This is a genomic window from Streptomyces sp. NPDC001401, from assembly GCF_042895385.1.
Classification (GTDB): domain Bacteria; phylum Actinomycetota; class Actinomycetes; order Streptomycetales; family Streptomycetaceae; genus Streptomyces.
On the sequence record NZ_JBIAWI010000005.1, the window covers coordinates 185,120 to 197,834 of the forward strand.

The window sequence follows — 12,715 nt, forward strand, 5'->3', positions numbered from 1 at the left end:
TCACCCGTTAAGGACGGGACTCTAGGCTGTTGCAGTCGTTGGTTGGGGTGGATGGGGGCAACGGGGACCCTGGGGATCTCGCGGAGGAACGGGAACAGTGGGCAACAGAAGGCGCGTCGCCGAGCGACGGAAGACCAAGCCCGCCGTGGTCGGCGGGATGATCGCCGTGGTGGTCGTCGGCGCCGGCGTCGGCGTCTACGCGCTGACCGGCGGCTCGGCGGCGGACGACCGTACGGCGACGACGTCCTCGTCCGCCGACGACAAGCCCAAGGTCAAGACCGGGCCGCTGTCGGCGACCGAGGTCCAGACGACGGCCACGAAGTTCCTCACGTCCTGGCAGCAGGGCAAGGCCACGCAGGCAGCCGCCGTCACGAGCGACTCGACGGCGGCCACCGCCCTGCTCACCGGCTACACCAAGGACGCCCACGTCAAGGACGTCACGCTCACCCCCGGCACCCGCACCGGCGACAAGGTCCCCTTCTCCGTCAAGGGCACCGTCTCCTACAAGGGCACCAGCAAGCCGCTCGCGTACGAGAGTGCGCTGACGGTCGTGCGGAACAAGGAGACCGGCAAACCGCAGGTCGACTGGCACTCCTCCGTCGTCCACCCCGACCTCAAGGACGGCGACACCCTGGTCACCGGCGAGTCCGGGACCCCGCCGGTCAAGGCGTACGACCGCGACGGCGGCGAGCTGACCGCCGCGAAGTACCCCTCGCTGGGCCCGGTCCTCGACGGTCTGCGCGAGAAGTACGGCAAGACCGCCGGCGGCAAGGCGGGCATTGAACTGGACGTGGTGCGCGGCAAGGCGTCGCAGAAGGCCAAGCTGTCCGACACGACGCTGCTCACGCTCACCAAGGGCACTCCGGGCAAGGTGAAGACGACGCTGAGCCCGACGTTCCAGGCCGCGGCCGAGCGGCAGGTCGCCGCGAAGGCGCGGTCGTCGGTCGTCGTGATGCGTCCCTCGACCGGCGAGATCCTGGCCGTCGCGAACCAGAACCACACCTTCAACGTGGCCTTCCAGGGCTCCCTGGCCCCCGGCTCCACGATGAAGATCGTGACGTCGACGATGCTGTTCGAGAAGGACCTCATCCACCCCGACGACTCGCACCCCTGCCCCAAGACGTACAAGCTGGCCGGCTGGACGTTCCACAACGACGGCGACTCCGAGATCAAGCAGGGCTCGTTCAAGCTGGCCTTCGGGGCCTCCTGCAACAACGCCTTCATCAACTTCGCGCCGAAGCTGTCCAACAGCGACCTGACGCAGGAGGCCCAGCAGGTCTACGGCCTCGGCATGAACAACTGGGCCATCGGCGTCCCCACCTTCGACGGCTCGATCCCGGTCATGAGCGGCGCGCAGATGGGCGCCTCGCTGATCGGGCAGGGCGGGGTGCGGATGAACCCGCTGAACATGGCGTCGGTGGCGTCGACGGTGCAGGCGGGCGTCTTCCACCAGCCGTACCTGGTCTCCCCGTCGGTGGACAACCGCACGCTGGCGAAGGCCTCGCGCACGATGTCGTCGAAGACGCAGGCCGAGCTGAAGGAAGTCATGCAGTACACGGCCTCCTACGGCACGGCCGCCAAGGCGATGGCCGGCCTGGGCCCGAACTACGGCGCCAAGACCGGTTCGGCGGAGGTCGACGGCCAGAAGAAGCCCAACGGCTGGTTCACCGCGTACAAGGGCGACCTCGTGGCCGCAGGCGTGGTCCAGGCAGGCGGCCACGGCGGCGACACAGCGGGCCCGATCGTGGCGGCGCTGCTAAAGCTGGGCGGCTGATCAAGCGCCCCTTTCAGGGGCGCGGGGAACTGCGCGACAAGCCACGACGGCGCGGCAGACAATCGACGACCCATCGACGACCCATCGCGCCCCCGCGGCGGAGCCGCAACTCAGCGGCTGACCGGCGCCGCAGCCATATAGGTGCGGCGCAAGAACCTCAGCAGCGTCTTCGACTCGAACTGCACCACCGAGACCCCCGTCGCCGAGTGAAACTCGACAACGGCCTGCACACGGCCACAAGGCCACACACGAACCTCCCCGCTGCCGACCGGGGCACGCAGCCCCTGTTCCAGCAGCGAACGCGAAAAACTCCACTCATGCGTCCCGGGAAGATCGACCCGCACCGCACGCGGGTCGACCTCGGGGTCGTAACGCAGGACGACGGGGACGGTCTCGTCCTCGGGTATCGCCGCATCCGTGACTATGTGGGCTCGTGCGTACTGCTCGACTGCAGACATCGTGACGGCCCCTCACGTTGCGTGACCTGTGTGGAAGCTGTGCGTCCACCCCTTCCTAATGTCCCATATTTTCCGGAACACGCCCCCCGACGTCGGACAACTCACATGCACGGGGAACTGTGCACGATGCACGAGCCCCTCGCTCTTGCAAGTAGTTCGCAACAAGGCACTATCATCGAACGGTGCATGTGCCTGACGGATTCATCAACGCCCCCGTCTCCGCCGCGACCGGAGTCGTCGCCGCGGGAGCCATCGCGGTGAGCCTGCGCGGCGCGCGCCGCGAGCTGGACGAGCGGACGGCACCGCTGGCCGGGCTGGTCGCGGCGTTCATCTTCGCGGTGCAGATGCTGAACTTCCCCGTCGCGGCGGGGACCAGCGGCCATCTGCTCGGCGGCGCGCTCGCCGCGATCCTCGTCGGCCCCTTCACCGGCGTCCTGTGCGTGTCCGTCGTCCTGCTGATGCAGGGCATCCTCTTCGCGGACGGCGGTCTGACCGCGCTCGGCGTGAACATCACGGACATGGCGATCGTCACGACGGTCGTCGGATACGCCGTCTTCCGGGGCCTGGTGAAGGTGCTTCCGCGCAGGCGGCGCTCGGTGACCGTGGCCGCCTTCGTCGCCGCGCTCCTCTCGGTCCCGGCCGCCGCGGTCGCCTTCACGCTGATCTACGCCGTCGGCGGCACCACGGACGTCTCCATCGGCAAGGTCGCCACCGCGATGATCGGCGTGCACGTCCTGATCGGGATCGGTGAGGCGGCGATCACGGGGCTGACGGTGGGTGCGGTGATCGCCGTACGCCCGGATCTCGTGTACGGCGCGCGCGGCCTGGAGCAGAAGCTCAAGCTGCGTGTGAACGGCGAACTCGTGGACGCTCCCTCCGCCCGCCCGGCGCCCGTCGCGGCGCGCACCTCCCGCCGCGCGCTGTGGATCACCGGCCTGGTCACCTCCCTCCTCCTGGCCGGGTTCGTCAGCTTCTACGCCAACGCCAACCCCGACGGTCTGATGAAGGTCGCCCAGGACCAAGGCATCGACAAGAAGACCGAGAAGCACGCCTCCGGCGACTCGCCGCTCGCCGGCTACGGCGTCAGGGACATCACCGACGGTCGCGTTTCCAAGGGCCTCGCGGGCCTGATCGGCGTCGGCGTCACGGTCGTCGCGGGCAGCACGGTGTTCTGGGCGGTGCGCAGGCGGCGTGACGCGGACGTCTCCCCTGCGAACACGGGGCTGTGACATGGGAGCGGGACACGCGCACCGGCTCTACCGGCACGGGCACTCCCCCGTGCACGCCCTGCCGCCGCACACCAAGCTCGCCGCCGCCTTCGCGTTCGTGGTGGTCGTGGTGTCGACGCCGCGGGAGGCGATGTGGGCGTTCGGCCTGTATGCGCTCCTGTTGGGCGTCGTCGCGCATCTCGCGCGCGTGCCCGCGCATTTCCTCCTCAAGCGGCTGCTGATCGAGGTGCCGTTCGTCGCGTTCGCCGTGCTGATGCCGTTCGTGGCGGAGGGCGAGCGGGTGGACGTCCTCGGGCTGTCCCTGAGCGTGAACGGCCTGTGGGGCGCGTGGAACGTCCTCGCGAAGGGCACTCTGGGTGTCGCCGCCTCCGTCCTGCTGGCCTCCACGACCGAGCTGCGTGAACTCCTCCTCGGCCTGCAGCGGTTGAAGCTGCCGCCGCTGCTCGTGCAGATCGCGTCCTTCATGATCCGCTACGGCGATGTCATCACGGACGAGATGCGGCGAATGCGGATCGCGCGGGAGTCCCGGGGTTTCGAGGCGCGGGGCGTCAGGCACTGGGGTGTGCTCGCGAAGTCCGCCGGTGCCCTCTTCATCCGCTCCTACGAGCGAGGGGAGCGCGTCCACCTGGCCATGGTCAGCCGCGGTTACGCCGGTTCGATGCCGGTGATCGACGAGGTGACCGCGGACCGGGCACAGTGGTCGTACGCCCTCACGCTCCCCTTCGCCGCCCTTGTCGTCTGCCTGCTGGGATGGACCTTGTGAGCACTCCTTCTCTCGAGGTCTCCGGCCTCGCCTTCGCCTACCCCGACGGCCACCAGGCCCTGTTCGGCGTGGACTTCTCCGTCGCGCGCGGCGAGCGGGTCGCGCTGCTCGGGCCGAACGGTGCCGGCAAGACGACCCTCGTACTGCACCTCAACGGCATCCTGACCGGGGGCGCGGGTACGGTCACGGTCGCCGGACTGCCCGTCGGCAAGCAGCACATGGCGGAGATCCGGCGCCGGGTCGGCATCGTCTTCCAGGACCCGGACGACCAGCTGTTCATGCCGACGGTCCGGGAGGACGTGGCGTTCGGTCCTGCGGCGGCCGGGCTGAAGAGGCCGGAGCTGGAGGAACGCGTCGACCGGGCGCTCGCGCAGGTCGGCATGACGGAGTTCAAGGAACGGCCCCCGCACCACCTCTCCTTCGGGCAGCGGCGCCGAGTGGCCGTGGCGACCGTGCTCGCGATGGAGCCGGAGATCCTCGTCCTGGACGAGCCGTCCTCCAACCTCGACCCGGCCTCCCGACGCGAACTGGCCGACATCCTGCGCTCGTTGGACGTCACCGTCCTCATGGTCACGCACGACCTGCCGTACGCCCTGGAGCTGTGCCCCCGCTCCCTGATCCTCAGCGAGGGCGTGATCGCGGCGGACGGCAAGACGGCGGAGCTCCTCTCCGACGAGGAGCTGATGAGCGCCCACCGGCTGGAGCTGCCCTTCGGTTTCGACCCGCGCTCCGTGACAATGGGCGCGTGACGAACGCTGACCATACGGCGGCCGAGGCCTCGCTGCTCCTCGACGACCAGCTGTGCTTCGCGCTGTACGCGGCCCAGCGCGCGGTGACGTCCTCCTACCGCCCGCTGCTCGACGAACTCGGCCTGACCTACCCGCAGTACCTGGTCCTGCTCGTCCTGTGGGAGCGCGGCGAGATCGCGGTCAAGGAGCTGGCGGCCGCGCTGCGGCTCGACTACGGCACGGTGTCGCCGCTGCTGAAGCGGCTGGAGGCGGCGGGGCTGGTGCGCCGGGAGCGCGCGGCGCACGACGAGCGCTCGGTGCTGGTCGCGTGCACGGGGCGCGGGGAGGAACTGCGGGAGCGCGCGGCGTGCGTACCGGGCGCGCTGCTCGCGGCGACGGGGCTCGACGCGCCGGAGGTCGCGCGGCTGCGCCAGGAGCTCTGGCGGCTGGCGGCGAAGGCTGAAGCAGCCGCGCACCGCTGATCTCGGGTTACCCACGGTTGCTACCCCCTGGTAACGGCTGCTGACCTACCAGCCAGTACCTTGTGCACGATGTACTTGCGCGCACTCGTTCTGGGGGGCCAACCATGAGCGCCATGAGTGACGATCCGACCGTCGACACCGTCGAAACCGTCGACACCCGACCGACGAAAATCATGTACGTCGCCGAAGCGACCGCGCACGGCGGCCGGGACGGCTACGTCACCAGCCAGGACGGGCAGATCGAGGTCAGGGTCGCGATGCCGCCGGAGCTCGGCGGGGACGGCAACGGCACCAACCCGGAGCAGCTGTTCGCGGCCGGCTACAGCTCCTGCTTCCACAACGCGCTGGTGCTGGTCGGCCGACGTTCCGGCTTCGACCTCACCGGTTCCACGGTCGCCGCGAAGGTCGGCATCGGCCCCAACAAGCAGCGTGGTTACGGCCTCGCGGTCGCCCTCAGTGTCTCGCTCCCGGTGCTGGACCAGGACGTCGCGGCGAAGCTGGTGGACGCGGCGCACGAGGTGTGCCCGTACTCGAACGCGACCCGCGGGAACATCGACGTGACGATTCTGCTTGGGTGAGTGGGGAGTACTCACCGGCAGTACTCACAGACAGCAGGAGCACGGGCGTGGACGTGAACGGTGCGGTGGCCGAGGGCTTCGAGCCGGTCAGGGAAGCGTTCGTACGGAACTTCGGGGTGCTCGGGGACCGGGGCGCGGCCGTCACCGTCTACCGGGACGGGCGCAAGGTCGTCGACCTGTGGGGCGGCACGAAGGACGTCGACGGCACCGAGCCCTGGGAGCACGGCACCGCCCAGATCGTGCGCTCGGCGACCAAGGGCGTCGCCGCCGCCGTACTCCTGCTGCTGCAGCAGCGCGGGGAGCTGGACCTGGATGCGCCGGTGGGCGAGTACTGGCCTCAGTTCAAGGCCGCGGGCAAGGAGCGGACGCGGGTGTGGCATCTGCTCGCACACCGCGCCGGAGTGCCCGTCCTGGACCGTCCGCTCACGCCCGCCCAGGCCGCGGACCCCGACCTCGGCGCCGAGGCGGTCGCGGCGCAGGCACCGGTGTGGGAGCCGGGCACCGACCACGGGTATCACGCGCAGACGTACAGCTGGCTGACGGGCGAGCTGGTGCGGCGGATCACGGGACGCACCGTCGGCGAGTGGATCGCGGACGAGATAGCGGGCCCGGTCGGGGCGGACCTGTGGCTCGGTCTGCCTGCGGGCGAGACGGCGCGGGTGGGGCGGGTGGCCCAGGTCGATCCCCCGGCGGACCCGCACGGCCTGAGGACGCGCCCCAAGCGCGCGGTCTCCGACGCCTACGCCGACCCCGGCTCCCTCACCCGCCGCGCCTTCGCCGCGATCACGCCCCTGCCCGACGAGAACGACCCCGCCTACCGCGCCGCCGCCCTGCCCGCCTCCAACGGCATCGCGACGGCGGAGGGCCTCGCGCGTTTCTACGCGTCGCTGATCGGCGAAGTGGACGGCGGCACAAGGCTGTTCACGCCCGAGACCGTGGAGCTGGCCCGCGCCGAACGCAGCGCGGGGCCGGACCGCGTACTCGTCGTGAACACGCGGTTCGGCCTCGGCTACATGCTGCACGGGGCGGCGTCCCCGCTGCTGTCCCCCACCTCCTTCGGCCACCCGGGCCGCGGCGGCGCCCTCGGCTTCGCCGACCCCGACTCGGGCATCGCCTTCGGCTATGTGACGAACGGTTTCAGGAAGAGCGTGACGGCGGACCCACGGGCGCAGGCCCTGGTACGGGCGGTGCGGAGCGCCGTATCGGCGTAGGTCACACGTTGATCGAGTGCGAGGTCCGCCCCGAAGCCGAGTCGATCTCCCCGTGTGCCTTGGTGAGCAGCTGCATGGCGAGTTCGTTCAGCGCGCGTGCGCCGGCGATCTCTTCACCCACCCTTGGCTGATTGGAGTCGGTGTGGTGTCGGCTCGCGTGACCGTGGGCCTTGACCTCGGTCCCGTCGGACAGGCGCACCAGCGCGACCGCCCGCGTGTGCGTGTCGTCCTCCTGGAACTCCAGCTCGACGTGCCATCCCACTGTGGTGTGCATCATGAGGATCACCTCCGGAAGACCTGCTTCCAGAGTGCTCCTACGGGCCCGCGGATGCACGACTGCAGCACGCGGCCCCCGGCCGGTGCTGCCACCGGCCAGGGGCCCCTTGTCGCGGGAGGGCTGTGTCAGCCGTCGTTCTCCGACGACGGGAGGTAGGCGCCGGGTACGTCGTTCGGCGCGTAGACCTTCTTGTCACCGGGGTACGGCTTGGTCCAGTTGTGGGTCTGGTACCAGGTGTAGCGGTTCATCTGCTCGGCGTTGGCGTAGTCGGGCACCGCGTGCGGGCCGGTCAGGCGCTGGTGCGAGGCCCAGGTCTTCCAGTCCGCGGCCAGCTGCTGCTGGGCCTGCGGCACCGCGGCGGAGGTCGGCGCGGCGGCAGCCTTGGTGTCCTGGGGCGCCGGGGTGTCCGAGCCACAGGGGGGCTGGGGGCTCACGCCGAGGGTCAGCGAGGTCCGGTTGGGCTCGGCCGTGAACGGCGTGCTGTCCGGCTTCAGGCTGAACGCCCCGTACATCGGGGTGGCCGCGCTGTCCTTCTGGTTCATCGGGTGGATCCCGAGGATCTGCTCGATGGTCCGCATCATCGTGATCTGCGAGTAGTAGTGGCTGTCGACGGTGCCGTGTTTGGCCCAGGGGCTGATGATCTGGACCGGGGCGCGGTGGCCGTCGATGTGGTCGAGGCCGTTCTGGGAGTCGTCCTCGACGACGAAGATCGCCGAGTTCTTCCAGTACTTGCTGTGCGAGATCTCGTCGACCATCCGGCCGACCGCGAGGTCGTTGTCGGCGACCTCGGCGGCGGCGTTCGCCGGGCCGCCGGTGTGGTCGTTGGAGAACCAGAACATGTTCAGGTTCGCCGGGCCGTTCTTCTCGAAGTCCTGCTTCCAGATCTGCTCTTTGTAGATGTCCGGGACGGTGAGGTCGAACATCGGGAAGCCCTGCACCGACACCTTGTTGAGCGACGGGATCGCCGAGCCCACCTGGATGGGGTACGCGGTCTGCGCGCCCGTGGCCTCCATGTTCTTGCTGTCGCAGTACAGGTTCTGCCAGCTGGCGTCGGCCGGCTTGCTCTCCAGCGACTGGAACTCGCCGAAGTCCTTCACCGACCTGCCGGCGGCCTGCGCACCGCTCCAGATGAAGCCGGACTTCTGGTGGCCGAGGGCGTCGTTCTCGGTGTCGTAGCTGCGCTGGTACTCGCCGGCGGAGGACTCGGTGTACTCCGGGTTGTCCGACTGCATCAGCCAGTTGTGGCCCTCGGCGGAGTTCGTGCCGACGTCGTAGAAGTTGTCGTAGAGCCCGAACTGCTCGGCCAGTGCGTGCTGGTTGGGCGTCACGTTCTCGCCGAACGTGGTGACCGACGGGTCGTCGTCGCCCTGCGGCAGGTCGCCGAAGACCTGGTCGTAGGTCCGGTTCTCCTTGACGAGCAGGAAGACGTGCTTGATCGTCGAGGGGTCGCCGAGCCGCAGCGGGACCGGCAGCGCCTTCGCGGAGGTCTTGCCGCCCGCCGTCGTGACCGAGCCGGGCGTCCAGCCGTTCTGCTTGAAGACCTTGGCCGTCTGGGACCTGATGACGCTGTCGTCCGGCAGCGTGAACTGCGTCAGGCTCGACGTGGTGTCGTGGGTGCCGTGGCCGGCGGCGGTGGTGGGGCGGCGGGCGTCGATGCCGCGGGTGTTGGAGACGACCACGTTCTGGCCGACGGTGGCGATGCCCGAGGGGAAGTAGTCGGTGGGGAGCAGGCCTACGTAACTGGCGGGCTCCTGCGGGGACTTGTACCGGTAGACGGCGACAGCGTTGGCGCGGCCGAGCGTCACCAGCAGACGGCCGTCGTCGGTGAGAGTCACGTCGTTGGGCTCGTAGCCGACCTTCGCCTCCGGCCACGGCTGGGTGGCGATGGTCTGTACGACCTTGTCGCCCGCGGTGTTGATGACCGAGACGCTGTTGTCGGCGGTGTTGGTGACGAACACCGCGCCCTTGCTCGCGTACACCGCGGTCGGGTGCAGGCCTACGTCGATGCTGCCGACGGCGGCGGACGGGTCCGTCGTGTCGATGACGCTGACGGTGCCGGTGGTGGTGGCGCCGGTGTCCGGGTTGGCCGGCACCTGGGTGCCGTAGGAGTTGATGGTGGTGTCGCCGTCCTTGGCCGGGCGTCCGCCCTCGTTGCTGACGTAGAGCTTGCCGCCGACGAGGGCGATGCCTCGGGGAGCATTCCCAACTGCCCAGCTCTGCTTGATGGTTCCGGTCGCCGCGTCGATGGCGACCACGCGGTTCTGCCCGTTGACTGCGCCGTACACGGTGGAGCCGTCGGCCGAGAACACCGCAGCACCCACGAGCGCGTGCTTGGTGCCGTCGGCCGGGATCGGGACGGTGACCGGGCTGGAGAGGGTGCCGTCTGCGTTGACCGTGAACTTGGTGTAGCCGTCGGTCTGGCCCAGCCACAGCTGCGTGCCGTCGGGCGAGTACGTCGGGCCCTCCTGGCCGACGGAGCCGCTCTTGATGCGCAGGTCGTCGGCCGCGTTGGTGCCGACCTTCTGCTTCACCTGACCGGTCGAGAGGTCCATGATCACCAGCGACGCGTCGCCGTCGGCGACCGAGGCCGCGAGGTGGCCGCCGTCCGGGCTGACCGTCGACGACATGATCTTGCCGTCGTTGATGACGGTGCGGTCGCCGTAGGGCTTGATGTACTGGTCGCTGGAGATGACCTGCCCGTTGGCGGTCTCCTGGGCGACCTGCTGGGTGCCGAACTGCCATGTCGACGCGACCGCGGTGCCCGTGACGCCGAGGGCGACCGCGATGCCCGCCGTCACCAGCAGGGCCCGGCGGCCGACGCGTCTGCCGAAGAGGTTGATCTGCTCCTTCTCGTTAACCCGGCGCTGCCGTGTTACCTGCATGGAGTTATCCCTTCGAGGTGGTGTCGAGCAGCTCGACGTTGCCGTCGAACTGCCACAGCGGGTTCGGTTCGTCTCCGGTCGGAGTCCGCACCAGGAAGTAGCCGTTGACTTCCTTCGGCCCGTCGCCGTCGGCGACGAACCGCCCGTCCGAGGTGACGTCGAGCTGGTAGATGGCCGTCCCTGCCACCGCGACGCCGGGGAGATGCCAGGTGACGACGCACCGCCAGTCGTTGCCCGCCCCCTGTTGTGCGCCCTGTCCGTCGCTCTTGGTGCACGCCGCCGTGGCCCGCAGCCGCGCCTCGGTGACGGCGGGGCGGTGCAGTTGCCGGGTCTGCAGGCGGTAGAGGTGGGCGAAGGCCGTGGCCACGGACCGCTGGACCTTGTCCTGCTGGATGCCGGAGCCGGTCGACGGGGTCGCGACCGCTACCGCCGCGACGGTGAGCACGGTCAGTCCGGCCAAGGGCAGCAGGCCGATGGTGATCGCGCGGCGCCCGGAACCGTCGTAGGCGAGGTTGGTGAAGTCCCGGCGTACGAACAGCAGATAGGCCAGCGCGGTCGCGAGCACCGCCCACGCCAGGCTGACCACGACACCGATGACGAGCGGGCCGAGCTGGGCCGGGCTGGTGAACAGGCCGTTCCAGGAGATGAAGGCGTAGCCGGGCAGGGCGAGGCGTACGGCGACGGGCAGCGGCAGCATCTGGGCGACCTGCATCCCGAGCGCGACGAGCGGCGGCAGCAGCAGCCCCATCGGGGACCGGCCCAGCGCGACCGACCCGAGGAGCCCGATCGCGGCGAGGGCCAGGGTCGGCGCGAGGGCCGCGACCCAGGCGAGCAGGACCCGGCCGGCCGCGTCGGAGGGCGCCAGCAGGTGGCCGTCGAGGCCGACCAGCGGCTGGTTGCCGACCGACACCAGCCCGCCGACCGCACTGGACACGGCCAGCCCGGCCACGAGCAGCAGGATGACGGTGAGGCTGGCGAGCGACTTCGCCACGAAGATCCGCCGCGGCGAGCGGACGGCCACCAGCAGATGGCGCCAGGTGCCGAGCCGGTCCTCGGCGGCGAACACGTCACCGGCGACGAGTGAAGTCAGCAGCGGGAGCGCCCAGGTCCCTGCGAACCCGAGCATCACCAGCGGCCCGGCCCACGCCGTGGCGTGCATCCAGCGCCCGAAGAGAGTGTCGCTGGGCAGCGTGCTCTGCTGACTCACCCCGGCGACGAAAAGTGCGGGCGCGATCCAACAGGCGAGAACCAGCAGCCGGATCCGCCACTGCGAGACCAGCTTGACGAGCTCGAAGCGGTAGCCGCGCGAGACGGGGACCCGGCCGGGTCTGGCAACGCTGTCGTCGGTGACACCATCGGCGACGGTCGTGGTCATCGGTCGGCCCCCTGGGGCGGCTCGGTGAGGGCGAGGAACGCGGCCTCCAGCGGCGACACCACGGGGGCGAGTTCGCGCACCGCGACGCCGGACTTCACGAGCCCGGCCACCAGTTCGTCGAGGGCGGGCACCAGGGCGCGCACGACGAGCAGTTCGGCGTCCTGCCGTACCCCCGTGTCCTCGACGACCCGGACACCGGCCGTTCCGTCGGCCAGCCGACGCGCGGCCTGAGGATCGGAAGTCCGCACCCGGTAGTCGAGTTCGCGGTTCTCGGCGGCCAGCTTGTTCAGCGGTCCGGAGAAGACGACCCGTCCAGTGGCGAGGATGGTGACCTCGGAGCACAGCGCCTCGAGGTCGTCCATACGGTGGCTGGAAACCACGACACTCGCGCCGCCCGCGGCGAGCCGGTTCAGGACTCCGTGCACATGTCGTTTACCGGCCGGATCAAGGCCGTTGGAGGGCTCGTCGAGCACCAGCAGCCGTGGCTTGGTGAGCAGGGCGGCGGCGAGGCCGAGCCGCTGCCGCATACCGAGGGAGAAGCCGCGGGCCTTGTCGTCGGCGACGGCGGTGAGCCCGACCTGGTCGAGCACGTCGTCGATCCCCGCGGTGTACGCGTCGAGCCCGCGGAGCCGGGCCAGCGCGGCGAGGTTCTGCCGGGCGGTGAGCGAGGGATAGAGGCCGGGCCCGTCCACAAAGCCGGCGACCCCCTCCGGCGCGTCGAACGCCCGCCCCACCGGCGTACGCAGGATCTCGAGCCGCCCGCCGTCGGCGACGGCCAGGCCCAGCAGCAGACCGAGCAGCGTCGTCTTGCCCGCACCGTTCGGTCCGACCAGGCCGTGGATCTGACCCTGCGTCACATCCAGGTCGACACCGTCGAGTGCGACGACATCGCCGAAGCACTTGGTGATCCCGCGAGCGCGGACTGCGTGGAGTGTGTCCATGAAGCCCCCTTCTTCCG

12 protein-coding genes are annotated in these 12,715 nt (G+C 70.1%); 7 read left to right on the forward strand and 5 right to left on the reverse strand.

Annotated features, from left to right (window positions below):
• The first annotated feature begins 97 nt into the window (after window positions 1–97).
• Window positions 98–1,774 carry a penicillin-binding transpeptidase domain-containing protein gene (locus ACFY10_RS19250; protein ID WP_390666336.1) on the forward strand — a complete coding sequence of 559 codons (1,677 nt, stop codon included), beginning with the start codon at window positions 98–100 and terminating at the stop codon, window positions 1,772–1,774.
• A gap of 110 nt (window positions 1,775–1,884) precedes the next feature.
• Here ACFY10_RS19250 and ACFY10_RS19255 read toward each other — a convergent pair whose 3' ends face one another.
• On the reverse strand, window positions 1,885–2,232 hold the full coding sequence (locus tag ACFY10_RS19255; RefSeq protein WP_390666337.1) for an SsgA family sporulation/cell division regulator: 348 nt from the start codon (window positions 2,230–2,232) through the stop codon (window positions 1,885–1,887).
• 182 nt (window positions 2,233–2,414) lie between these two features.
• Here ACFY10_RS19255 and ACFY10_RS19260 point away from each other — a divergent pair, with 182 nt between their 5' ends.
• From ACFY10_RS19260 to ACFY10_RS19285, 6 genes are all read left to right on the forward strand, one after another.
• Window positions 2,415–3,461, forward strand: a complete 1,047-nt coding sequence (locus ACFY10_RS19260) for an energy-coupling factor ABC transporter permease (protein ID WP_390666338.1) — start codon at window positions 2,415–2,417, stop codon at window positions 3,459–3,461.
• A gap of 1 nt (window position 3,462) precedes the next feature.
• The gene (cbiQ, locus tag ACFY10_RS19265; protein WP_390666339.1) at window positions 3,463–4,224 is read left to right on the forward strand and encodes a cobalt ECF transporter T component CbiQ; all 762 of its coding nucleotides are present in this window, start codon (window positions 3,463–3,465) and stop codon (window positions 4,222–4,224) included.
• The gene (locus ACFY10_RS19270; protein WP_390666340.1) at window positions 4,212–4,973 is read left to right on the forward strand and encodes an energy-coupling factor ABC transporter ATP-binding protein; all 762 of its coding nucleotides are present in this window, start codon (window positions 4,212–4,214) and stop codon (window positions 4,971–4,973) included. The genes cbiQ and ACFY10_RS19270 overlap by 13 nt, the downstream gene beginning before the upstream one ends.
• Window positions 4,970–5,434, forward strand: coding sequence for a MarR family winged helix-turn-helix transcriptional regulator (locus ACFY10_RS19275; RefSeq protein WP_390666341.1), 465 nt, complete (start codon window positions 4,970–4,972; stop codon window positions 5,432–5,434). Before ACFY10_RS19270 ends, ACFY10_RS19275 begins: the two co-directional genes overlap by 4 nt.
• 113 nt (window positions 5,435–5,547) lie before the next feature.
• Window positions 5,548–6,012 carry an organic hydroperoxide resistance protein gene (locus ACFY10_RS19280; protein ID WP_390666342.1) on the forward strand — a complete coding sequence of 155 codons (465 nt, stop codon included), beginning with the start codon at window positions 5,548–5,550 and terminating at the stop codon, window positions 6,010–6,012.
• Window positions 6,013–6,059: 47 nt separating this feature from the next.
• Window positions 6,060–7,223, forward strand: a complete 1,164-nt coding sequence (locus ACFY10_RS19285) for a serine hydrolase domain-containing protein (protein WP_390666343.1) — start codon at window positions 6,060–6,062, stop codon at window positions 7,221–7,223.
• Window position 7,224: 1 nt separating this feature from the next.
• Here the strand turns inward: ACFY10_RS19285 and ACFY10_RS19290 are convergent, their stop codons facing one another.
• The 4 genes from ACFY10_RS19290 to ACFY10_RS19305 form a co-directional block, all read right to left on the reverse strand.
• Complete coding sequence (locus ACFY10_RS19290) at window positions 7,225–7,500, reverse strand: DUF1876 domain-containing protein (RefSeq protein WP_390666344.1); 276 nt, start codon at window positions 7,498–7,500, stop codon at window positions 7,225–7,227.
• Window positions 7,501–7,625: 125 nt separating this feature from the next.
• Window positions 7,626–10,382, reverse strand: a complete 2,757-nt coding sequence (locus tag ACFY10_RS19295; RefSeq protein ID WP_390666345.1) for a bifunctional YncE family protein/alkaline phosphatase family protein — start codon at window positions 10,380–10,382, stop codon at window positions 7,626–7,628.
• Window positions 10,383–10,386: 4 nt separating this feature from the next.
• A complete protein-coding gene (locus ACFY10_RS19300; RefSeq protein WP_390666346.1) occupies window positions 10,387–11,757 on the reverse strand; it encodes an ABC transporter permease in 1,371 nt (456 codons plus the stop codon).
• Entirely contained in the window at window positions 11,754–12,698 is a 945-nt protein-coding gene (locus tag ACFY10_RS19305; protein WP_390666347.1) for an ABC transporter ATP-binding protein, read from the reverse strand. Before ACFY10_RS19305 ends, ACFY10_RS19300 begins: the two co-directional genes overlap by 4 nt.
• Window positions 12,699–12,715 lie beyond the last annotated feature (17 nt).

Excerpts from the sequence above, each read along its gene's own strand:
- ACFY10_RS19270 (WP_390666340.1), top strand. The coding sequence starts at position 4,212 with ATGGACCTTGTGAGCACTCCTTCTCTCGAGGTCTCCGGCCTCGCCTTC.
- ACFY10_RS19295 (WP_390666345.1), bottom strand. The coding sequence starts at position 10,382 with ATGCAGGTAACACGGCAGCGCCGGGTTAACGAGAAGGAGCAGATCAAC.
- ACFY10_RS19255 (WP_390666337.1), bottom strand. The coding sequence starts at position 2,232 with ATGTCTGCAGTCGAGCAGTACGCACGAGCCCACATAGTCACGGATGCG.
- ACFY10_RS19290 (WP_390666344.1), bottom strand. The coding sequence starts at position 7,500 with ATGATGCACACCACAGTGGGATGGCACGTCGAGCTGGAGTTCCAGGAG.
- ACFY10_RS19305 (WP_390666347.1), bottom strand. The coding sequence starts at position 12,698 with ATGGACACACTCCACGCAGTCCGCGCTCGCGGGATCACCAAGTGCTTC.
- ACFY10_RS19300 (WP_390666346.1), bottom strand. The coding sequence starts at position 11,757 with ATGACCACGACCGTCGCCGATGGTGTCACCGACGACAGCGTTGCCAGA.
- ACFY10_RS19280 (WP_390666342.1), top strand. The coding sequence starts at position 5,548 with ATGAGTGACGATCCGACCGTCGACACCGTCGAAACCGTCGACACCCGA.
- cbiQ (WP_390666339.1), top strand. The coding sequence starts at position 3,463 with ATGGGAGCGGGACACGCGCACCGGCTCTACCGGCACGGGCACTCCCCC.